Below are 21,263 nucleotides of genomic sequence, written 5' to 3'. Positions count from 1 at the left end.
GGGGAAAAGCCGGACGGCGGAAGAACGTCCCTCCTTCCACTTGTGAGGGCAATCCTCAAAACAGTGAAGGAGCGTATTTACGACGCTTATAAAGGCAGAAGAGCCCTTGCGGCTCTTCTGAGCGTGTCGAAAAAGTTCGACACGCTTCCAGGGGGTATCCAATACCCCCTGGATACGCCGCTTGGTTCCTGATGAAACCAGCGGCGATACCCCCGGTTTCGCGCCCCGGTGGGCGCGGGTCGTGGNGGGAGGGAAAGGGTGGTCTGAGGACCCGTGAACAGCCTTTTTCCGCAATACCGCGCCTTTATCATAGATCGATCCCCTCTGGCTGAGGCCAGAGGGGATCGGAGCGTGTCGAAAAAGTTCGACACGCTTCCAGGGGGTATCCAATACCCCCTGGATACGCCGCTTGGTTCCTGATGAAACCAGCGGCGATACCCCCGGTTTCGCGCCCCGGTGGGCGCGGGTCGTGGTATAAAAATCAGGCGCATGTCCCTCTGAGTGTGCCGAAAGGGTTCGGCACACTTCCAGGGGGACCCAGTCCCCCTGGATACGCCGCTTGGTTCCTGATGAAACCAGCGGCGATACCCCCGGTTTCGCGCCCCGGTGGGCGCGGGTCGTGGTATAAAAATCAGGCGCATGTCCCTCTGAGTGTGCCGAAAGGGTTCGGCACACTTCCAGGGGGACCCAGTCCCCCTGGATACGCCGCTTGGTTCCTGATGAAACCAGCGGCGATACCCCCGGTTTCGCGCCCCGGTGGGCGCGGGTCGTGGTATAAAAATCAGGCGCATGTCCCTCTGAGTGTGCCGAAAGGGTTCGGCACACTTCCAGGGGGACCCAGTCCCCCTGGATACGCCGCTTGGTTCCTGATGAAACCAGCGGCGATACCCCCGGTTTCGCGCCCCGGTGGGCGCGGGTCGTGGTATAAAAATCAGGCGCATGTCCCTCTGAGTGTGCCGAAAGGGTTCGGCACACTTCCAGGGGGACCCAGTCCCCCTGGATACGCCGCTTGGTTCCTGATGAAACCAGCGGCGATACCCCCGGTTTCGCGCCCCGGTGGGCGCGGGTCGTGGTATAAAAATCAGGCGCATGTCCCTCTGAGTGTGCCGAAAGGGTTCGGCACACTTCCAGGGGGACCCAGTCCCCCTGGATACGCCGCTTGGTTCCTGATGAAACCAGCGGCGATACCCCCGGTTTCGCGCCCCGGTGGGCGCGGGTCGTGGTATAAAAATCAGGCGCATGTCCCTCTGAGTGTGCCGAAAGGGTTCGGCACACTTCCAGGGGGACCCAGTCCCCCTGGATACGCCGCTTGGTTCCTGATGAAACCAGCGGCGATACCCCCGGTTTCGCGCCCCGGTGGGCGCGGGTCGTGGTATAAAAATCAGGCGCATGTCCCTCTGAGTGTGCCGAAAGGGTTCGGCACACTTCCAGGGGGACCCAGTCCCCCTGGATACGCCGCTTGGTTCCTGATGAAACCAGCGGCGATACCCCCGGTTTCGCGCCCCGGTGGGCGCGGGTCGTGGTATAAAAATCAGGCGCATGTCCCTCTGAGTGTGCCGAAAGGGTTCGGCACACTTCCAGGGGGACCCACACCCCCTGGATACGCCGCTTGGTTCCTGATGAAACCAGCGGCGATACCCCCGGTTTCGCGCCCCGGTGGGCGCGGGTCGTGGTATAAAAATCAGGCGCATGTCCCTCTGAGTGTGCCGAAAGGGTTCGGCACACTTCCAGGGGGACCCAGTCCCCCTGGATACGCCGCTTGGTTCCTGATGAAACCAGCGGCGATACCCCCGGTTTCGCGCCCCGGTGGGCGCGGGTCGTGGTATAAAAATCAGGCGCATGTCCTGATTTTTATGATTTTGAATTTCATTTGTTCCTTAAACCAGGTTTTTCTACAGTCTGAGAAGAGCCCTTGCGGCTCTTCTTTCCATTTGGCGGGTATGACAAGCCTTATTTTGATGACACGGCCTGGACTCTGTGAAAACAGACGAGGATGAGGATCAGGCCCCAAGTCCGTTTCAATAAAATGATAGCCAGGATGCCTCTGAAAAGGCTGCTTGCCGGAGAAAGAGAATGGTGGATAAAAGAATGTCTTATCCCACCTCGTCTGTTCCCAGATGTGCTGCCCCTATGATTCCAGCGTCGTTTCCCAAAGCGGCACACCGAATGGGGGGAATGTTCAAGTGCTTTCCCGCAAAGGCATACCGCCCCAGATATTCCTCCAAAGGAGCTGTCAGCCGCTGGCCCTGGGCGGAGACGCCCCCGGACAGCAGCACCACTTGGGGGCGGAAGATGTTGACCAGATTGGTGATCCCTTCCCCCAGACAGCGGATGTAGTTTTCCACCACTTCCCGTGCCTGAGGGTCGCCCTTATCCATAGCGTCAAAGGGCAGTTTGCCGGTCATTTCCTCTTTGGTACCATGGCAAAGCTGGAAAAGCAATCCTTCCGGATGGGCCTGGGCGGCTTTCCATGCCTCCCGAATGAGAGCGGTGGCGCTGCGGTAGGCGAGGTCCTGGGCATCGGTAAAAGCACCGCTTTCCGCCTGCTGGCTACATTGGAGATGAGAAATTTTGTAGTCAAGGATGACAACAACAAGTACCGCCTTGGGATGAAATTTACATATTTTGGCACGATGGTTCTTTCCCGGATGGAAATTATTCGGCGGGCACGTCCATTTCTGGAAAAGCTGTCGCTGCTGACCAATGCGGACACCCATCTGGCCATCTGGGACGAAAATTATTCGGTTCGTTTCATCGACAAGGTCAGCGGCAACGCTCCTGTGGGTGTGGATTCCTATGTGGGTATGCTGCGCAGAAGCTACGCCACAGCCAGCGGAAAGGTACTTCTGGCAAGTCTCCCAAAGCCGGAGGCAGAAGCATATCTGACCTCTGAAAAGCTGATCCCCCAAACCCCTGTCACCACCACTGACCCTCAAAAACTGATGAAGCTGCTGGAGGAGATCCGAAAATCCGGTGTGTGCGTCAGCAAGGATGAGGATGAGCTGGGCTTTACCTGCATCGCTTCGCCCATTACAGGGAAGGATGGAAAAGCGATCGCGTCGGTGAGCATCTCCGGTACCAATGCCGCCATGAGTGTGGAGGGGAGCCACTATAAGGAAATGGTGATGGATACGGCCAAAAAGATTTCCGCAGCTCTGTAAGGCCCCCGGAACTGATTGGAAGAGTGCAATGGAAAGCTGTGCCGGATGACAAGCAAAATCGCAGATCAAAAACAAACAAACGTCCGATTCGAACACCAACAGTGTTTGAATCGGACGTTTGTTTATCGTGACTTGGTGATGGGACAAATCCTGCACGCAGCTGGGACCCAGACAGCGGCTGGTTATTCAGCCTTTCCCAGAATCATAAAGGATATGAAGGATTTCTTTGTAGAAATCGCCTCCAGTGTGGAGCCAATGGTTTGGGTATTCATCTGTGGAATCTGTGATAACCGGGTACCCAGGACCGAGAAGGGAGGGAGGGAAGAGAAACAAGAAGCGGCCATGTGAACATGATAAATCAGGAAAAACTTTTGGCGTTTTTGGTGGATAAACCGATGTGCCTTATGAGCTTTAAAAGTAAAATTGGAAATGTTTAGTAAGATTGCATAAGAAAAGAAATGAAAAATTGTTTTGCAAATACGTTAATTTATTGTCTAAATACATTATAAGTTATTGACATTCTAAAAAGTGATTTATATAATATAGATAAAGTGTTCGATAACAGAACTTTTTAATCAAAATTAAGAACTATACTAAAACAATTTCGAACACTTTTGGAGAGAAAAGAACAAAAAGGTACATGAACAGGAGGTAGCTTTACAATGAGACTGGGGTTCTATGGTAATTACACAAAGAAAACTGCGGAGTTTGCCTATCAAACAGGATTCCGGAGCATGGAGCTTTCCGCGTGGCCCAAGTCTACACTGAACGCATTCATCGGCGACAAGGATTTGGCGGATATCCAAAGGGATCTGGAAGAAAAGGACATCCAGGTTTCCGCTTTGGGCTACTATCCCAACTATCTGTCCGGAGACCCCAAGGAAGCGGAGGAAGCACGGGAATACTTCCTCAAGGTGCTGGATCTGGCGCAACGTATGGGGGTATCTACTGTGGCCACCTTTGTGGGAAGAAATCCAGACTTGTCGGTGGAGGACAACCTTCCGGAATATAAAGAGGTATTCTCCCGTTTCGTGGAAGAAGCCGCAAAAAGAAATGTCAGAATTGCCATTGAGAACTGCCCCATGATGGACCATCGTACCCTCAAGGGACTGAATCTGGCCTACTCTCCCGAAATCTGGGATGAGATGTTCCGCATCATTCCTGCGGAGAACTTCGGCTTGGAGATCGACCCCGCTCATATGGTCTGGCAGGGAATCGACTACATCAAGGCGGTTTATGATTTTGCTCCCCGTATTTTCCATGCCCATGCCAAGGACACCGAGATCCGTCCGGAAATTCTGGCCCGCTGCGGCATCTATGGCCTGCTGTTTGAAAAGAAGGGAGAATTCGGCCATGGTTGGTGGAGAGGCAGAGCTCCCGGCTGGGGCAGTGTGGATTGGAAACGGTTTATCACCGCGCTGCTGGATATCGGCTACAAGGGCAATCTGGATATCGAGCATGAGGATGATGTGTTTGCCAAAGCGGCCAATCTGAATGTTTCCATCGGTGAGGAAAGCGACATCATCAATAACTACTCCACTGAAGAATCCGGCTTGCTGCTGGGTTACAATACCCTCAGCGTGCTTATACCAAAGGAAATCTGAGAAACAAGGATCAAAAGGACAGGAGGGCTGAGGTAATGAAGAAAATCAGTTTGCTACTTGCGGTGGCCATGGTGTGGATGGCGCTGGCGTCAGCCTGCACTCCCGTCACTCCAGGAGCTTCCAGCAGTCAGGCCGCCTCAGGTGCGGCCAGCGATATTCCAACAGTGGCGCGGGAAAAAACCTTGATCTTTGAAAACATTGAGGGCCGTGTTTCTGAACCGGGAAATCAAAACCCTTACTCAAACTCCCAGTATCTGGACTGGGGCTTGTGGCAGGCTAATCAGGAATCCTTGTTCTACTATAACTATGAGACCAAGGAGATCATGCCCTGGCAGGCCTCCGGATACTCCTACAATGAGGATTTTACCGAGCTGACCATCAACCTGCGGGACGGAGTAAAATGGCAGGATGGAGAAGCGTTTACCGCCGATGATGTGATTTTCACCATCAATATGCTCAAAGAAAATCCTGAGCTGCGTTATTCCTCCGACATGAATGAATGGGTAGCCTCCGTGGAGAAGGTGGATGACCTGACAGTGAAATTTGTCCTTACCGGTCCCAAACCTTCTTTCCTCAACGATTATTTCGTCAATGAGGTGTGGGATACCGTTCCCATCGCCCCTGAGCATATCTGGTCCCAGGTAGAGGACGTGGTCAACTTCAAGAACTATGACCTGGAAAAGGGACTGCCCATGGGAACCGGCCCCTATAAGCTGGTGCGTTCTACCGAGACAGAGCAGGTTTATGATCGCTGCGAGACCTGGTGGGGAGCGGAGATCGGTTTTGAAGATATGCCCGAGCCGGAGCGGTGTATCTGGGTCACCTGTACATCAGAGGAAGTCCGTGCGGCCAAAATGGTCAATAATGAGCTGGATTCCTCCTGGACGATGAGCGTCAGCACATTCGAGACAGCCAAGGCCAAAAATCCCAACATTTTTGCCTGGACGGATGAGCTGCCTTATGGTTACCTGGATGCCTGTCCTTCCAGCATCGCCTTCAACAACGCCAAGGCGCCCTTTGACGATCCTGAAATCAAGTGGGCTATTGCTTATGCTGTCAATCAGCAGGAAGTGGTGGATATTGCCGCAGAAGGCGGTTCTGAGGTAGCGCTGACCATGTATCCCACCTATCAGTCCCTTAAAGAATGGCTGGATTCCAATCAGGACCTGCTGGACAAGTATAATGTTGCCACTTATGACCTGGACAAGGTCAACGAGATCATGACCGGAAAGGGCTACACCAAGGACAGCGAGGGCTTCTGGACCGACCCCCAGGGCAATCGTCTGAACATCAATCTGATCTATCGCTCCGGCGAATCCCTCAATGTCAAGGAAGCCCCCATCATTGAGCAGCAGCTGCGCGCAGCAGGCTTTTATGCCACCTCTCAAGCGCTGGAGAGCGCGGTCTTTTATACCAAGACCTATACGGGCGACTTTGATATGTGCTTTGGAGGCGCTTTGGGTTCTGTAAGCGATCCCTATGCCACTATGGACTTCTTCCACAGCAAATATTACAAGCCTATCGGTGAGACCTCCGACGCCCGTTTTTACCGCTGGGTAAACAAGGACTTTGACGCTTATGTGGATATCATGGCGGCTACCGCGCCGGATGATCCCAAGTTCCAGGAAGCTGCCCGGGGCGCGTTGGAGCTGTGGCTCGAGGGTCTGCCCTGCCTGCCGCTGATGCAGCAGATGTTCATTGTCCCCTTCAACAGCACCTACTGGACCAACTGGCCGACATCTGAAAACAACTATACCAGCCCCACATCCTGGTGGTATAACTGCAATTTGCTCATCCATAATGTTCACGCCGCCGCAGCGTAAAAGGTTTGCGGAGACGCTTCGGCACCAAGGTGTTTTACCGCGCGGGGGCGGGAGATCAGTTCCCGCCCCCGCGCGGTTTTGCCCGGAAGGAGGGCCTGCCTATGTCATGGAAATATCTTTTAAAAAGATTACTGATCTTTTTTATCACGATTTTGGTGGCGGCAACGCTGAACTTTTTGGTTCCCCGTCTCACGCCTCAGGATCCCATTACCGCGGTGCTGGGCGCGATGGCCAGTAAGGGTATCGTTCTGTCCGACTCCGAGTCGGTGGTACAGATGTATACCGAGGCCTTCGGGTTGGATCAGCCGGTAATTGTGCAGTATTTCAAATATTTGGGAAATATCTTTTTCCGTTTTGATTTCGGCTACTCCATTTCCTACTATCCCAATAAGGTGCTGCCGATTATTCTCAATGCCCTGCCCTGGACCATGGGACTGCTGCTCATCGGCAACCTGGTGGCCTTCCTCATCGGAAATCTTCTTGGTGCTTTGTGCGCGTGGAAAAAGACCCCTCGCTTTTTCAGAGGCTTCATCTATGTTCTGATGCCTTTTTCCACCATTCCCTACTACGTTCTGGCGCTGCTGCTGATGTATCTGCTGGCCATTCTCAATCCCATTTTCCCCATTTCAGGAGCGACCACCGCGGGAGCGGCGGGCGGATTTACTCTGGCACATCTTCAGGATCTGGCGGTCCATGCTGTATTGCCCATTCTGTCAGTAGCTTTGTCTCTGATTGGATTCTGGGCCCTGAGCATGAGAGGCATCATGTCCACTGTGCTGGGAGAGGATTATCTTACCTATGCCCAGGCCAGAGGACTGCGCGGAGGACGTATTTTTTACCACTATGGAATCAAAAACGCGGTGCTGCCTCAATATACCGCTTTTGCCATCGATCTGGGAAAGATCATGTGCGGATCTGTGCTGGTGGAAATTCTGTTCAACTATCCCGGCGTAGGCTATGTGCTTTATAACGCTCTGCGGACGGCGGACTATTTTGTGATGCAGGGTGTTATTATGTTCATCATCTTTACAGTGGCTTTGGCAACGCTGATAATGGACCTGATCTATCCCAAGCTGGATCCCCGGATCCAGTACGACTAGGAGGGAGCCTGCCATGACCATCCTGAAAAAGCTTTATCAACTTCACAGGCGGATGCCCACACTGCTGCCGGGAATTCTTCTGATCCTGATCATCGCCCTGCCCGGATCGCTGTTCAAGCCTGCGCTGGATATGGATCTGACCATGCTGGATGGTTCCCGCATCAACCTTGCGCCTTGTGAGGAGTATCCTTTGGGAACCCAAAGCGAAGGAAAGGACATTTTGACCCTGCTGCTCATCGGCAGCTGGGTGACACTGAAAATCGGATTGATAGCCGGTTTTATCGGTATCGGCCTGGGTACAGCTTTGGGACTGATTGCGGGATTTTTTGGCGGAAAGGTGGATACTGTCATCAGCACGGTGGTGGATATCGGCATGACCATACCGCCGCTGGCTATTATGATCCTCATTGCCGCATCGGTCCAGAATATTTCCATTGCGGGTATGGGTGTGATCGTCTCGGTAACAGCCTGGATGCAGCCCACCCGGATCATCCGCTCCCAAATGCTGTCCCTCAAGGAACGCAACTATGTACAGCTGGCCCGCATTTCCAATGTAAGCAACCTGGAAATCATCTTCCGGGAGATCATGCCCAATCTTCTGCCCTTTCTGGCCAGCACCTTTGTCAACGCCGTTTCCACCGCGATTCTTTCTTCCATTGGCCTGGAGGTGCTGGGTCTGGGACCGTCCAGCTCCATGTCTTTGGGAAGCACCATCTATTTTTCTACCTATTATTCCGCCATGTGGCGGGGGATGTGGTGGTGGTGGCTGCCGCCCATCGTGGTGATCGTGCTGATTTTTGTGGCGCTGTTTTTGATCAGCTTGGCCCTGGATGAGCTGGGTAATCCCAAGCTGAAAAGAATGTAGGGAGGAGGAATGGTTATGAACAAAAGAATCCTGTCTATTCAAAACCTGAATGTTGATTACCAGACTTCCTCCGGATATTTCCGGGCAGTCAATGGGGTATCCCTGGAGATCAATGAGGATGAGGTGTTTGGGATCGTAGGGGAATCCGGCTCAGGAAAATCGACTTTATGCAACGGTTTTCTCCGGCTGCTGCCGGCCAATTCATTGGTGACAGCGGATCATGTGGATTTTATGGGCCGGGAACTCCTTGAAATGAAGGAACGGGATTTTCGCCATATCCGGTGGGAACAGATTTCCTATATTCCTCAATCGGCCATGAACACCCTGAACCCTATTTTGACTATCGGCCAGCACTTTTTTGAAACCATTGAGGCCCACGAAGGGAGAAAAAGCAAGGAAGAACTGCGCCAGCGTACGGCGGAAGCCCTTCACCGCGTCAATCTGGCGCCGGAGGTGGCTCAGCGGTATGCCCATGAGCTTTCCGGAGGCATGAAGCAGCGGGTCTGCATCGCTATGGCCATGCTGCTGTCCCCCAAACTGATTGTGGCGGACGAGCCCACCAGCGCACTGGATGTGATCTCGCAAAAGTCTGTACTGCAAATCCTGTCCAATGTGCGGACCAGCCTCAAGGCTTCCATGATCATGATCGGGCATGATATGGCGCTCCAGGCGCAGATCTCCCACCGGATGGGCATTATGTACGCCGGATATTTTGTGGAGATCGGTTCTACCGCGGATATTTTCCATCATCCCACCCATCCCTACACTCAGGGCCTGATCCGCGCCATTCCCTCCATCCGCAGGCGGGATGACATCAGCGTTCTGGCTGCGTGCGAACTGTCGGAGGAGGAGCGTCTCCGTTTGCGGACGCCCCGTCCTTTGAGGGAAATTTCGGCGGGCCACTTTGTGGCGGATTTTTCCTGAAGGAGGTAAGGGACTATGAGTAATCTGCTGGAAATCAAAAATCTCAACAAAGTTTTTGTCTCCAGGAAATCCAAAACAAAAGCTGTCAACAATGTCAGCTTGTCCCTGCCTGGCGATAAGCCCATTACGCTGGCAGTGGTGGGGGAATCCGGTTCCGGCAAATCCACCCTGGCCAATCTGGTGCTGGATTTTATCCGCCCTACCAGTGGACAGATCCTGTATCAGGGTAAAGACCTCTCTGCATTAAAAGGAAAGGAACATAACGCCTACCGGCGGGAAGTCCAGGCTATTTTCCAAAATCCCTTTGACGCCTATAACCCTTTCTATACGGTGGACCATGCCTTCAAGCAGGTTTTTGATCACTTTGATTTTTCCCTTTCCAAGGAAGAGCAGCGGGCCTTGGTGGAAGAAAACCTGCGTTTGGTGAAGCTGGACCCCTCACAGGTTCTGGGTAAATATTCCTATCAGATGAGCGGAGGTCAGCTTCAGCGGATACTGGTGGCCAGAGCGCTGCTGCTTAAACCAAAGCTGCTGATTGCCGACGAACCGGTTTCCATGATCGACGCATCTTTGCGGGTGACAGTGCTGGATGTGATGGTGCGCCTGAAGAAGGAACTGGGTATCTCCCAGCTGTATATTACCCATGATCTTTCCACCGCGCTCCAAATCAGTGATGAGATCATTGTCATGTATAAGGGTTGTGTGGTAGAATCCGGAAAGGCAGAGGATGTCATTCTTCATCCGGTTCATCCCTATACACAGCTGCTGATCCAATCTATCCCCATCGCTTCCCCCGAGGAAAAATGGCAGGATGCCCCGGCAGCGGAAGAAAACAAAAATCCCCAAGCCGGACAAGAGGCTTGCTGCTTCAGCCACAGATGCCCTTACTATAACAGCCAATGCGCAAAAGGGCAGCCGGAGCTGATTCCCTGGAAGGGAGATCATAAAGTAAGCTGCTATCGTTATCAAAATTCCCCAGGAAAGGAGAATGGATCATGAAAATGTCCATGGGACAGATCACCACTCTGCCTAAAACCATGGAGCAAGATGTGGTTTCCTATGAAAAAGCGGGCTTCCAGTTGGTGGAGCTGGCCTTCCCTACCGTAAACCGCTATCTGGAGGAGCACACGCCTGAAGAGATGCGCAAACTGTTGGACAGCCATGGACTGCGGGCGGTGTCCGCCATTGGAATGGCGCCTACAGATGTGGGAATCATCTATGCCAGAGGAGAAGAAGCCGAAATTTACTTCCGCTCTCTGGAATCACAGCTGCGCCTTTGCTCTGTAATGGGCTGCGAGTTTATCAATCTTGGCAGCGACGATGATAAGTTTCATTATGATGGCTATGAGGAACAGGCCATCGCCAATCTTCGCCGGGCTGGGGATCTGGCGGCGCGCTATCAGATGAAGGTGGCGCTGGAGGATGGAAAAATGGACCGCTGCATGAAGCTGGTTTATGGAGCGGATCATCCCAATGTGTTTTTCTGTATTGATTTCTTTTGGTATATCAAGCATGGATATCAGGTGGATCAGTTTAAATCCTTTGATATGTCCCGTTTGCTGAACATTCATTTCTGTGATCTTCCCGAGGGTTACCAGGTGGAGACCATGGATGACAGTGTCCGGGTTCTTCCGGGAGAAGGGGTGCTTCCCCTGAAGGAGTGGCTGCGGTGGCTGGAAGAGGACCAGGGTTTCCACGGCTATTGCTGCCTGGAGCTGCTCAATGAAGAACTGTGGCAGATGGAATCAGATCAGGCCTGTTTACGCTGCATGGAAGCAATGAAAACGTTTTTCAACTGAACATTCATAACATCGTTGAAACATAGAAGAACGGATGGGATAATTATGATGAAAACAGGCATCATTGGCTTAGGATTTATCGGCCCCGCCCATATGGAAGCGCTTTTGCGAACAGGATTGTCACAAATTGTGGCTGTAGCGGACACCAATGAGCAGCTGGCCCGAAGCTGTGCTGCAAAATTTAACGTCCCGGAAGTATATTCCGATTACCGTCAACTGCTGCAAAACCCCGAGATCAATGTGGTTCACATTTGCACCCCCAATTATCTTCATTATGAAATTGCCAAAGCGGCACTGGAAGCGGGAAAACATGTGGTCTGTGAAAAACCCCTGGCAATTTGTTCAAAACAGGCGGAAGAGCTGATGCGTCTGGCGGAAGAAAAGGGCCTGACGGGGGTGACTTCCTTCAATCTGCGATACTATCCCCTGGTACAACAGGCCAGAGAGATGGTCCAGACAGGGAAACTGGGAAGATTGTATGCTTATCATGGTTCCTACCTTCAGGACTGGCTCCTTTATGACACCGACTATTCCTGGAGGCTGGACTCCAAGGTATCGGGGCCTTCCAGAGCTGTAGCGGATATTGGCTCCCACTGGTTTGATATGGCCTGCTTTATTACAGGCTCCAGGGTAACGGAACTATGCGCTGATCTTTCCACCTTTTTGCCGGTGCGGAAAAAAAGCCGCACACAGTGTTTGACTTTCCAAACCCCGCAATCAGCAAATGATCCTATGGAGTATGAAGAGATCGCCATTGATACCGAGGACTTTGCCACCATTCTCTTCCGGATGGAAAACGGAATCCGCGGCAGTCTTACCATCAGTCAGGTTTCCGCTGGAAGAAAGAACTTTCTGCAATTTGAGGCGGATGGCGCTGAAAGCGCCCTGTCCTGGAATTCAGAGCAGCCGAACCGGCTGTGGATTGGACATCGGGATCAGTGCAATGAGGAAATGATCAAAGACCCCGGTTTGCTTCAGGGACAGGCCCGAAAGTTTGCCTCCTATCCCGGCGGGCACGCGGAAGGCTTCCCTGATACCTCCAAGCAGCTGCTGGAGCAGGTTTACAGCTATCTGGCTGAGGATGGCCGCCGACATGGTATCAAGCCGCAATTTCCTACTTTTACGGATGGATGGCAGGAAGCGCGCCTGTGCGAGGCGATTCTGGAAAGCAGTCAGCAGCGCCGTTGGATTCAGTTATAATTTATTGGGTAATGGCGGCCGGGAGTAAGCTCCCGACCGCCGCTGTGCTTTGCTCCCATGCCGCAGTATCAAAAAGAGTTTGAATACGGCAAAGAAGGAAAGCATCCAACAGGATGTAATGGAAGGGCTGCACAGGCAAAAGGATAGCTGGTTTGCATTTTTTACATATCGGTGCTATCTTTAAGCAAAAGGAATTTTTTTACATCTGAGGTGAGGTATCTTGAACAACAATGCCCTGGATCATTACTACAATATGGCTGATATTCTGACGGTTTCACAAGTGCTGGATATTGTCATCCGCCTCTCGGGAGAAGGAACTACCCGCTCCGAGCTGGCCAGGCTGACAGGATTTTCAAAATCCACTATTTCCAATCATGTAGAAACCCTTTTGGCCGAAAATCTGGTACTGGAAGGCAGTGGGTTTTCCAGAGGACGAAAAAATTCCCACTGTATTTATTTTAACGCTGATTGCGGTTGTGTGATCAGTGTCGATGTAGGGGTTACCAGCCTTAATGTGGCTGTCTGCAATCTGGTTGGTAAGCCTTTGGCAGCGTCGTTTCAAGAGGATGTGGATGTAAATCTTGGACCTCATATCATTTTGAATCAGGCTATTACAACAGCGCAAAATTTGCTCAACCATAATCATATTCCCATGACAAAGGTGTTTGGCATTGGTGTAGGGATCCCCGCACCCATAGAGTTTGCCACCGGCCGTCCTTCTCAGCCGCCTCTGATGCACGGGGGATGGGGAAATTATCCCATCAAGGAAACTTTTGAGGAGGCATTTGGAAAGCCGGCTTTTGTGGACAATGATGTTAATATTATGGCCATGGCTGAATATGAAGCGGAAAATACACACAACGACGGGAACTTTTTGTTTGTGAAGCTGGGCACCGGTATTGGATGCGGAATCTTCTGCGGCGGAAAAATTTACAGAGGAGCCTCTGGATGTGCGGGAGATATCGGGCATATCAGCATTGAGGGAAATGATGATCTTTGTGCCTGCGGCAACAGAGGATGTTTGGAAAATCTTGCCGGAGGTGCTGCCATTCAAAAGAGGATCCAGTGGATGGCTCAGAATGGAAAATCGGATTTTCTCGCTTCCTGCTTGGCCAAAAACGAACCCATCACCTGCCGGACCCTTGGCGCTGGAATTCTGGCCCAGGATGTGGCGTGTAAGGAGTTTGTTTATCAGACCGGACTGTATATCGGAGAGGTCATGGCGAAGCTGGTGAACTTTTACAACCCATCCATGGTGGTTTTTGGAGGCGGCTTGATCAATTTGGGAGATCTCCTGTTTACTGGTATTCGGGAAAAAATTTATCGCTGTTCTACCGCCCTTGCTACCCGGAATCTGCAGATCAAATGCAGCTCTTTGGGCGAACAGGCAGGAATCAAAGGCGCCGCTATTATGGTAAGAGACCGAATTTTTATGCCCAGCCAATTTTCCAAAAACTATCTTCTCTTTCGTGAAGAGGCCCGTCCCAATACATTGGTATAAGCCCCGGATAAAAGAATGCTAAACCATGCTTTCACTGTTTGTCCGAAGGCAGGAGCTTTGGAGAGAAGAATGCCATGCTGCTTTTCCGGAAACTTATGGAGAGAAGTCCATTATGGTTGAAAATGCGATGTGATGGACAAAAGGCCCTGGAATGAAGTTCCGGGGCCTTTTGTTGTGTAAAGAAAACCACGCGATAGTTGCGTGGTTCAAAAGAGCTTAAGCGGTGAAAAAGATAAAAAAACTCCTAATGTGTTAAAGTAAAAGCGTGACCTGCCAGTTACGCTGAAAAACACATTAGGAGGACATTAAAATGCCAGAGCAAAATAACATCACAAACAGTCTGGGACATACGAAGTGGAATTGTAAATATCATGTGGTATTTGCACCAACGTACAGAAGAAAAGTATTCTATAACGAAAAAAGAGCAGCAATAAGAGAGATCATCAGAACACGGTGTCACTGGAAGAGGGTTGAGATCATAGAGGAAGAAGTATGTCCAGATCACATCCATCTGCTTCTAAGTATCCCCCAAAAATGAGTGTATCGGGATTTATGGGATACCTCAAGGGAAAAAGCAGTTTAATGATATTTCAAAAGTTTGGGAATATGAAGTTTGCATATCGGAACCGTGAATTTTGGTACAAAAGAAATTACTATGGTACTATAAAGATGATGGAAAGCCAGAAACAGCAAATGGAGACAATACAATGAGATTACAAAAAATGTGGGCGCTGAGGAAACCAATCCTCGACGCCCACATTTCTTCGTTAGAGGTGAAAATCAAGAGGCTGGAGCAGAAAATTGATGAAATTGTGATGGAGAGAATCTCTGGAGAGCACGCTGGTCGGTTCCCGCCGGAAATAAGAGGTTCCAAAGAATAGAATCTTTGCTTATTCAATGGGGGTGAGAGTAACAGATGCGTTAATGGTCAGTTCAAGGTGCTCGCCGCTTTTTACCGTAAGCGTCTGTGATTGTCTATATTCAGAGAATTCCAGTGTTTCCACAATTTCGTTTTCGGTATAACCATCCGAGTTTTTGTAGTATTCGTCTTTTGCCAGATAGACTTTACACCACTTGCCATTATTCAGAACAATATATGTACCTTCGGGGACGTAATAATTGATGTAGGAGAAACCATCAATATCAACAGTTTTTCCGTAAGTGCCCAATTCTCCGTCTACCAACACAATATCCTGGCTGTCTGCCGCTGTTTGGGGCGAAGTGTCGTTGGGTATTTCTTTTCGTTCGGGAGTGGAAACAATATCCATCTGATTGACAATAATACTTCCACCCAACTCAAAATATACCAGTTTCTTTGTATCACTTTCAATCTGGTAAATCAGGGTGAACGGCAACTTATCTTCCATCCCAAAGGCGTTCTGAGCAGTAACTGAACTGGAGACTGAATACAGTTCATGATCTCTCCCATAAGCCCAATCCAGCCAGGGGAAATCAGCAGAGGAAGGATAGTTGAGTTGATTTTTTACATATTCCTCAGACAGCAACTGCAATTCAGTTGCAATAGAAAGGTCAATCATGTAATCGCTTATCTGGTATGGCTCAAAGCCTTGCTTGTAAATATCAGTATTTGTCCCTAGCCGAATTGCGTTGACAGTGGAATCCATGTTGCAGTAAAGCCGAAAGGGCATACCTTCATAAGAGAAGGAGTATCGTGGTCCACTGATCCAATCGTCAACCTGTTCGAGGTTCTCAATTCGTTGGTAATCCATACCAATCTGCGCACAAGCATTCAGAAAATTTGTCCGCAAGGTCTCATCGGTGATAGTTTCAGAAAATATTGTATTTGGAGACAATTTTTCCGAGCTACTGGATGAAAGTGCGCTGTTGAGAGAGCTGTTTCCATCAGCGATATACGAATCAGAATTTTCTGAGTAAGAAAGAGCTGTGGTTATCATGAATATCACAACCAGGCCAATGAGAACCGCTTTGATAGGTTTTACTATTTTAGGCGCTTTTGCAATTGTAATAATAAGCATAATAGGCCAGAAACTAATCCATAGCAAAATAGTGATCCATACGGCACGCTTCTTTTTTGGTTTCTTATGTACATGAACACACTGGTGAGTATCCATTATATTCTGGCAACACATTTGGACCATTTGCTCAGATCGATTCCTATGATTATAATGTTCCGGCATTGACATGGGCAATAGATGGTTTAGCGGGCTACATGATGATTCACAGATCACCTTTTTCCGCAACCAACCACCGTGGAATACTCCTGCTGAAAGACACAAATATAGACCTGGAGTACGCAAAATATACCTTGGAACCTATTTTTAGAGAGCTTAAAAAAGGGCGGCAAGGCGATAATGGAGAGAATGAGTACACATCGCTACCACCATTTATGATTCAATCTGTAAAATTTGCTGTTCCGGTAGACCATAACGGGGAGCCTTGGCTTGAAAAGCAAAAAGAAATCGCCGCAGGTTATGTAACTTTGGAACAAACCAAAGAAACTGTTGTTGAACAAATTGCAAATCTCTCACAGGTTTCTATTGTGCCGAATTGTGACGAATATGCGATTGAATATTTGCCTTTGAGTGAGCTATTTGACACTATTAAAGGAAAGTCAAAGTACACCAAAAAGTACGGGAACCTACACTCAGGCCCCTACCCTGTCTACTCGGCATCAAGTCAAGGGACACTGACCCATTTAGATACCTACGATTATGATGGTCGTTATATGACATGGTCAACAAATGGATTTGCAGGTACGATTCTTATTCTGGATGGTAAATTTTCTATTAACGGAGATCGTGGAATCTTGGTTCCTAAAAACGGGCGTCAAGATTTGGACTTCGATTATATGAAATTTACATTGGAACCCATATTCCGGGAGCTGGCTAAAGGTCGAAAAGGCGATAACGGAGAGGATGAATTTACGAAACTATATCCTTCGATGTTAAACGACATTATGGTACCAATTCCTGTCGACGGTGAAGGAAATATTAGCCTTTCACTTCAAAAGGAGATTGCCCAGAAGTTTATATCAGTACAAAATAGTCAGAAGGAAATCATTGAAAAATTGGATGCGCTAATATCCAAGAAAATTTCCATTTAATCAAAAGGAAGCGCTCATTTTATTTTGAGCGCTTCCTTTTTACTTGCGCTTTTTCTTCTTTGTCCCATGGTATGCCTGTGGCCGGGCCTTCCCCCTCATGTTGTTGGGATTTTTCAGCAGCTTGGACAGGCTCAGTATTCGCATAAACGCCGAGAAGTCCTCGGACGCAATCTTGTCAAAGGGAATCTGCATCTGGTCACAGAACTCATGAATCACCCGTTCCTCATTACTGCCCAGCTGCATGGCACGGTCAAACTTTTCCTTGACCTCTGTAAAAGTCGGCTGCGGATCGGCGGTGGTGCGGTCGGTGACATGGGCCTGACGAATATCCTGAACGATGCTGTCCAGATCATCATGAATCGTGTGGCTGAAAAAGTCACTCTCCTGCACCTGTCCCAGCTCCAGCGTGCGGACATAAAGGTCGTTATCCCCTGGTGCATGGCTGCGGATCACTTCCTGCCGGGTGGCCTCCAGCACCAGATTCATCTGGGCAATTCGCATATCGGCGATTCGGTCAACGAAAATCTCAATATCCGTCATCAGCCGCTGAAAATTCTCATGTGTAGCAATCTCACACAGCAGCCGGTTGTTGATTTTTCCGCTGCTCAATAATGTAACCATATCATCACTCAAATGCAGGGCCTGAAGCTCTGTGTTTGGGTGATTTTTATTTTCTGACAACCCCATCAGGTAATCGGTGGACACCCCATAAAATTCCGCCAGCGTAGCGATAGCAAAGGGGCTGATGTCCTTATAATCGTCACTCTCATATTTGCTGAGAGCAGATTTGGAAAGCCCGGTCTGTTCAGCCAGCTGCTCCAGCGTCAAGTGCTTATCCACCACCCGCAAGTCTTTTAGCCGTTCCGGGATAGACAGTTTTGTGTGCATCTAAAATCCCCCTTTCATCAGGGAAATCCTTCCGTTTATGACCATTATACCATGATTCCATAAGCGTGGAAATATGCTGATTTCAAGCCGTTTTCCATCGTTTTGGACATACGGGAGAGGGCCTGTTTTTTCGGTAAAATGAGTTTTGTCAGGAGACACAGAACCTTGCTACGAAAATAAGTAGCGAGGGCGTGAACCTTGACAAACAGGCTTTCAACGCCTCATGAAAAACCATCGCAGCACAAAAAGCGGCAGGCCAAAACCTGTCGCCGGCCGAAGTATGGTACAGTGGGAATCAGCCTGGTGCCACCACAAAGTACCCCAGCTTTTGCAGTTCGTTCACCATACGGCTGGCCCGTTTGCGCTCACTTTGTTTTCTGCGGATCTCAAAACAGTCTTCGTTGTATGGAGAACCTGTCTTCAACATCGTGTAAATCAGCGCCAGCAGTTTGCGAGCTAAAGCAATCGTTGCACGTTTAGCGCCCTTCCGCTGTTTTATCCTCCAGTACCAACCGGAGAGGTACAAGCTTCGTTTTCCGGAGATGACCCATCCCACCTCGCAGAGCATACTCTTCAGATACGGATTACCTTTGTTAATGTGAGCACTCTTGCGTTTTCCGGCACTCTCGTTGTTACCGGGACTCAAACCGGCCCAGGAGCATATATGCTGGGAATCCGGAAAGGCACTCATATCGGTACCAATCTCCGCGATAATGGCTGCTGCCGCAGTTACATCAATGCCTGGTATGGAGCACAGGAGGCTCAATGCCTCTTCGTGCTTTGTGATCTCTTTCGTAATAGCGTCCTCCACAGTATGGCGGTGCTGTTCAAGCGCTTCCAAGTGCCCAAATATCATGCGAAGAAAGCCGCGCTGGTGCTCCGAGAGCGAACCGTTCAAGGCAATCAGTATTTCGTCGATACGTTTCCGGGTCTGCGTTTTCAGGCACCGGTCCAGAGCTTCCCGCGAAATATTTCCGTATTCCATGAGATGACGGATGATGTTTCGCCCGGAAGCGCCAAATGCGTCCGACAGAAACGCTGTGAAGCGGAAACCGGAGCTTTGCAGAAATTTATCGATGCGATTCTTTTGGGCGGTAATGTCGCGAACGATGCTCTTACGATACCGGGTCAGATGCCGCAGTTCCCGGAAGGTCTTATCTGGGATAAAACTTCCCTTTAGTAATCCGGCACGGAGTAATGTGGCGATCCATTGCGCGTCCCGCATATCCGTTTTACGCCCAGGCACATTCTTCATGTGGCGGGCATTCACGACCAGAATGCTGATCTGCCCATCAAAACATGGCTCCAGCATTTCGTAAATAGGCTGCCAGTAGATCCCGGTGCTCTCCATAGCGACATAGCGGCACTCTGCTTCCAACACCCAATCCCGCAGTTTCCGCATTTCCGGGATAAGTGTGCTGAAGGAGCGAATCTCGATTTCCGGATCGGTGCCCAGCTCACCTTTGGCAAGACAGGCAACGATAACGTCACGATGAATATCCAGTCCCATGGCGCAGGTCAATATGTCTTGCATCAAATCCCTCCCTGAATTATGCAGGCTGGGAATTGCCCGGGTGGGTATCCGAACTTTGCTACTCGTGCTCTTCACTTACGTGACGCAATATACTGCTGTTCTCTTGGGCAACTCGTCCACGTTGAACAAACGGGGTGAAAATCCACCAAGGTGCAACCGGACTACGCCTGCTGTTTTCAGTTTAGCAAATCCTTCGGTTAACGCACAGACTATATTTTCATTCTCAGCTGTGATGGCATTTCATGAGGCGTTGAAAATTGAATGACCGGCTGCAAGGGGTATGACCTTTGGGGAAGTGACGCCACAATAGGGCTCCTGCAAAATCATAGATTTTGTGGGAAGAGGAGGAGCAGCGAAATGATCGAGCTTTCGAGCTTGCCCGGAAGCGAGTGATATGTAGCTTGCGACGACGAGAGCGCACCAAGAAGGACAATACGCCGGGGGAAATCCGGGCAGGAGCGATTGCAGGCAAACCGGCGATTAACACACGGAAAATAAACTTTTAGGAGGTTGATTTTTATGAAGTTGAGTATCCGAGAAAAGAAAGTATTGAGATTTATTACAGCTTTGTCGGCAAGATTGACTTGCCCGAAGCCTAACGCCCGACCTATCCGACACAATGGCCAAGTGCCGGATAGGAACGGCAAAATTTTTTACACTTCTATTACTTCTTTATCGCACATAAGCAAAGAGCCAGGGCATCAAGCAGCTGATGGCTAATTAGATGTAACAAAAGTGAAGAAAGGAAAAGCACAATCCAGACGGAATCGGCGGTGCGGTCAAGAAATATTGTGGAAACACAAGATTTCTGCTATAATGGATACAGAACGCTGGACGATGGAAAGAGGGACGGGAAGCCTATGCACATCAGCTATCAGCCATTATGGAACACATTGAAAGAGCGTGGTATGAGAAAAGAGGACTTGCGGCTTGCCGCCGGTCTGACCACCAATATAATTGCCAACATGGGCAAGGGCGAGCATATCAGTATGAAAACGCTTCTTCGTATCTGTGAAACCCTGCATTGTGGCATTTTAGATGTGATTGAGTTGGAAGTAGATGGGGCTAATCAAAGTAAAGAATAAAACAAAGATCTATGAGGAGGTTATATATATGCAATACGGACCAAATCCGAATGCAATTTATCCGAATGAGGCAATTAAGAGTGCGTGCTTTATTAAAAATGTTATTACCCGCCCCAATATCATAGTGGGCGAATATTCTTACTATGATGACATAAATGGCGCAGAAAGATTTGAAGAACACGTAACGCATCATTACGAATTCCTCGGTGATAAATTGATTATAGGTAAATTTTGTGCTATAGCTAAGGGAATAGAGTTTGTAATGAACGGTGCAAATCATCGAATGTGCAGCGTTACTACCTATCCTTTTAATATTATGGGCGGTGGCTGGGAACAGTTCACTCCGACTTTGGCGGACTTGCCGCTAAAGGGTGATACCGTGGTTGGAAATGATGTCTGGATTGGGCAAAATGTTACTGTAATGCCGGGTGTGAATATCGGAGATGGTGCAATTATAGCTGCAAATTCTGTTGTAACAAAAGACATTCCCGCCTACTGTATTGCCGGTGGAAATCCTTGCAAAATAATAAAAAGACGCTTTGATGATGAGCTTATTGCATACTTGCAAGAAATAAAATGGTGGGACTGGTCACCAGAGAAAATATTCGCAAATCTCAAGGCGTTATGCAGCGGTGACTTGGAACAGATCCGCAACATAATCGAGGTGTAATTTTGTTGGAATTGATGTTTTGAT

General features: G+C 49.6%; 19 protein-coding genes and 1 pseudogene. 16 read left to right on the top strand and 4 right to left on the bottom strand.

Translation table 11 applies throughout. The features are described from left to right. Positions 1-2,093: 2,093 nt before the first annotated feature. A complete protein-coding gene (locus BQ5383_RS21480; RefSeq protein WP_071429538.1) occupies positions 2,094-2,405 on the bottom strand; it encodes an ROK family protein in 312 nt (103 codons plus the stop codon). Positions 2,406-2,420: 15 nt separating this feature from the next. On the opposite strand from BQ5383_RS21480, the gene BQ5383_RS21015 reads away from it, so the two are divergent. From BQ5383_RS21015 to BQ5383_RS21010, 12 genes and pseudogenes are all read left to right on the top strand, one after another. Further along, complete coding sequence (locus tag BQ5383_RS21015) at positions 2,421-3,161, top strand: IclR family transcriptional regulator (RefSeq protein WP_071429536.1); 741 nt, start codon at positions 2,421-2,423, stop codon at positions 3,159-3,161. 662 nt (positions 3,162-3,823) lie between these two features. Next, entirely contained in the window at positions 3,824-4,765 is a 942-nt protein-coding gene (locus tag BQ5383_RS04265) for a sugar phosphate isomerase/epimerase family protein (RefSeq protein WP_071429532.1), read from the top strand. Between the two features lie 35 nt (positions 4,766-4,800). Beyond that, entirely contained in the window at positions 4,801-6,588 is a 1,788-nt protein-coding gene (locus tag BQ5383_RS04260) for an ABC transporter substrate-binding protein (protein ID WP_071429530.1), read from the top strand. A 101-nt stretch (positions 6,589-6,689) separates the two neighbouring features. Continuing rightward, a complete protein-coding gene (locus BQ5383_RS04255) occupies positions 6,690-7,688 on the top strand; it encodes an ABC transporter permease (RefSeq protein ID WP_071429527.1) in 999 nt (332 codons plus the stop codon). A 13-nt stretch (positions 7,689-7,701) separates the two neighbouring features. Then, the gene (locus BQ5383_RS04250; protein ID WP_071429525.1) at positions 7,702-8,553 is read left to right on the top strand and encodes an ABC transporter permease; all 852 of its coding nucleotides are present in this window, start codon (positions 7,702-7,704) and stop codon (positions 8,551-8,553) included. Positions 8,554-8,568: 15 nt separating this feature from the next. Next, a complete protein-coding gene (locus BQ5383_RS04245) occupies positions 8,569-9,477 on the top strand; it encodes an ABC transporter ATP-binding protein (protein WP_071429523.1) in 909 nt (302 codons plus the stop codon). A gap of 15 nt (positions 9,478-9,492) precedes the next feature. Then, entirely contained in the window at positions 9,493-10,476 is a 984-nt protein-coding gene (locus tag BQ5383_RS04240; protein ID WP_071429521.1) for an ABC transporter ATP-binding protein, read from the top strand. Beyond that, positions 10,473-11,276, top strand: coding sequence for a sugar phosphate isomerase/epimerase family protein (locus BQ5383_RS04235; RefSeq protein ID WP_071429519.1), 804 nt, complete (start codon positions 10,473-10,475; stop codon positions 11,274-11,276). The genes BQ5383_RS04240 and BQ5383_RS04235 overlap by 4 nt, the downstream gene beginning before the upstream one ends. 45 nt (positions 11,277-11,321) lie before the next feature. Continuing rightward, positions 11,322-12,476, top strand: a complete 1,155-nt coding sequence (locus tag BQ5383_RS04230) for a Gfo/Idh/MocA family protein (protein ID WP_071429517.1) — start codon at positions 11,322-11,324, stop codon at positions 12,474-12,476. A 220-nt stretch (positions 12,477-12,696) separates the two neighbouring features. Further along, a complete protein-coding gene (locus BQ5383_RS04225) occupies positions 12,697-13,977 on the top strand; it encodes an ROK family transcriptional regulator (protein WP_071429515.1) in 1,281 nt (426 codons plus the stop codon). A gap of 310 nt (positions 13,978-14,287) precedes the next feature. Next, a pseudogene (tnpA, locus tag BQ5383_RS19935) lies at positions 14,288-14,688 on the top strand (IS200/IS605 family transposase). Beyond that, positions 14,613-14,858 (top strand): hypothetical protein, encoded by a 246-nt coding sequence (locus BQ5383_RS21010; protein ID WP_172724563.1) that lies wholly within the window; start codon positions 14,613-14,615, stop codon positions 14,856-14,858. Before tnpA ends, BQ5383_RS21010 begins: the two are co-directional and overlap by 76 nt. Before the next feature lie 9 nt (positions 14,859-14,867). Here BQ5383_RS21010 and BQ5383_RS04215 read toward each other — a convergent pair whose 3' ends face one another. Beyond that, positions 14,868-16,001 (bottom strand): hypothetical protein, encoded by a 1,134-nt coding sequence (locus tag BQ5383_RS04215; protein WP_139193340.1) that lies wholly within the window; start codon positions 15,999-16,001, stop codon positions 14,868-14,870. A gap of 29 nt (positions 16,002-16,030) precedes the next feature. Here BQ5383_RS04215 and BQ5383_RS20370 point away from each other — a divergent pair, with 29 nt between their 5' ends. Continuing rightward, complete coding sequence (locus BQ5383_RS20370) at positions 16,031-17,062, top strand: restriction endonuclease subunit S (protein WP_139193339.1); 1,032 nt, start codon at positions 16,031-16,033, stop codon at positions 17,060-17,062. A 39-nt stretch (positions 17,063-17,101) separates the two neighbouring features. Here BQ5383_RS20370 and BQ5383_RS04205 read toward each other — a convergent pair whose 3' ends face one another. Both BQ5383_RS04205 and BQ5383_RS04200 read right to left on the bottom strand, forming a co-directional pair. Further along, positions 17,102-17,950 carry a helix-turn-helix domain-containing protein gene (locus tag BQ5383_RS04205; protein ID WP_071429508.1) on the bottom strand — a complete coding sequence of 283 codons (849 nt, stop codon included), beginning with the start codon at positions 17,948-17,950 and terminating at the stop codon, positions 17,102-17,104. Between the two features lie 295 nt (positions 17,951-18,245). Beyond that, complete coding sequence (locus BQ5383_RS04200) at positions 18,246-19,484, bottom strand: IS110 family RNA-guided transposase (protein ID WP_071429506.1); 1,239 nt, start codon at positions 19,482-19,484, stop codon at positions 18,246-18,248. Positions 19,485-20,003: 519 nt separating this feature from the next. On the opposite strand from BQ5383_RS04200, the gene BQ5383_RS20600 reads away from it, so the two are divergent. The 3 genes from BQ5383_RS20600 to BQ5383_RS04190 all read left to right on the top strand — a co-directional run bounded on the left by BQ5383_RS20600 (position 20,004) and on the right by BQ5383_RS04190 (position 21,239). Continuing rightward, complete coding sequence (locus BQ5383_RS20600) at positions 20,004-20,204, top strand: hypothetical protein (protein ID WP_139193338.1); 201 nt, start codon at positions 20,004-20,006, stop codon at positions 20,202-20,204. Between the two features lie 71 nt (positions 20,205-20,275). Further along, positions 20,276-20,569, top strand: coding sequence for a helix-turn-helix domain-containing protein (locus tag BQ5383_RS04195; protein WP_476726756.1), 294 nt, complete (start codon positions 20,276-20,278; stop codon positions 20,567-20,569). 28 nt (positions 20,570-20,597) lie between these two features. After that, positions 20,598-21,239, top strand: coding sequence for a Vat family streptogramin A O-acetyltransferase (locus BQ5383_RS04190; protein WP_071429504.1), 642 nt, complete (start codon positions 20,598-20,600; stop codon positions 21,237-21,239). Positions 21,240-21,263 lie beyond the last annotated feature (24 nt).

It is taken from the genome of Angelakisella massiliensis (assembly GCF_900104675.1).
Lineage (GTDB): Bacteria > Bacillota > Clostridia > Oscillospirales > Ruminococcaceae > Angelakisella > Angelakisella massiliensis.
The sequence above is the reverse complement of the archived record's forward strand: the minus strand, read 5'-3'. Positions and strand labels throughout refer to the sequence as shown.

Excerpts from the sequence above, each read along its gene's own strand:
- BQ5383_RS21480 (WP_071429538.1), bottom strand. The coding sequence starts at position 2,405 with ATGACCGGCAAACTGCCCTTTGACGCTATGGATAAGGGCGACCCTCAG.
- BQ5383_RS21015 (WP_071429536.1), top strand. The coding sequence starts at position 2,421 with ATGGCAAAGCTGGAAAAGCAATCCTTCCGGATGGGCCTGGGCGGCTTT.
- BQ5383_RS04265 (WP_071429532.1), top strand. The coding sequence starts at position 3,824 with ATGAGACTGGGGTTCTATGGTAATTACACAAAGAAAACTGCGGAGTTT.
- BQ5383_RS04260 (WP_071429530.1), top strand. The coding sequence starts at position 4,801 with ATGAAGAAAATCAGTTTGCTACTTGCGGTGGCCATGGTGTGGATGGCG.
- BQ5383_RS04255 (WP_071429527.1), top strand. The coding sequence starts at position 6,690 with ATGTCATGGAAATATCTTTTAAAAAGATTACTGATCTTTTTTATCACG.
- BQ5383_RS04250 (WP_071429525.1), top strand. The coding sequence starts at position 7,702 with ATGACCATCCTGAAAAAGCTTTATCAACTTCACAGGCGGATGCCCACA.
- BQ5383_RS04245 (WP_071429523.1), top strand. The coding sequence starts at position 8,569 with ATGAACAAAAGAATCCTGTCTATTCAAAACCTGAATGTTGATTACCAG.
- BQ5383_RS04240 (WP_071429521.1), top strand. The coding sequence starts at position 9,493 with ATGAGTAATCTGCTGGAAATCAAAAATCTCAACAAAGTTTTTGTCTCC.
- BQ5383_RS04235 (WP_071429519.1), top strand. The coding sequence starts at position 10,473 with ATGAAAATGTCCATGGGACAGATCACCACTCTGCCTAAAACCATGGAG.
- BQ5383_RS04230 (WP_071429517.1), top strand. The coding sequence starts at position 11,322 with ATGATGAAAACAGGCATCATTGGCTTAGGATTTATCGGCCCCGCCCAT.
- BQ5383_RS04205 (WP_071429508.1), bottom strand. The coding sequence starts at position 17,950 with ATGCACACAAAACTGTCTATCCCGGAACGGCTAAAAGACTTGCGGGTG.
- BQ5383_RS04200 (WP_071429506.1), bottom strand. The coding sequence starts at position 19,484 with ATGCAAGACATATTGACCTGCGCCATGGGACTGGATATTCATCGTGAC.
- BQ5383_RS20600 (WP_139193338.1), top strand. The coding sequence starts at position 20,004 with ATGAAGTTGAGTATCCGAGAAAAGAAAGTATTGAGATTTATTACAGCT.
- BQ5383_RS04190 (WP_071429504.1), top strand. The coding sequence starts at position 20,598 with ATGCAATACGGACCAAATCCGAATGCAATTTATCCGAATGAGGCAATT.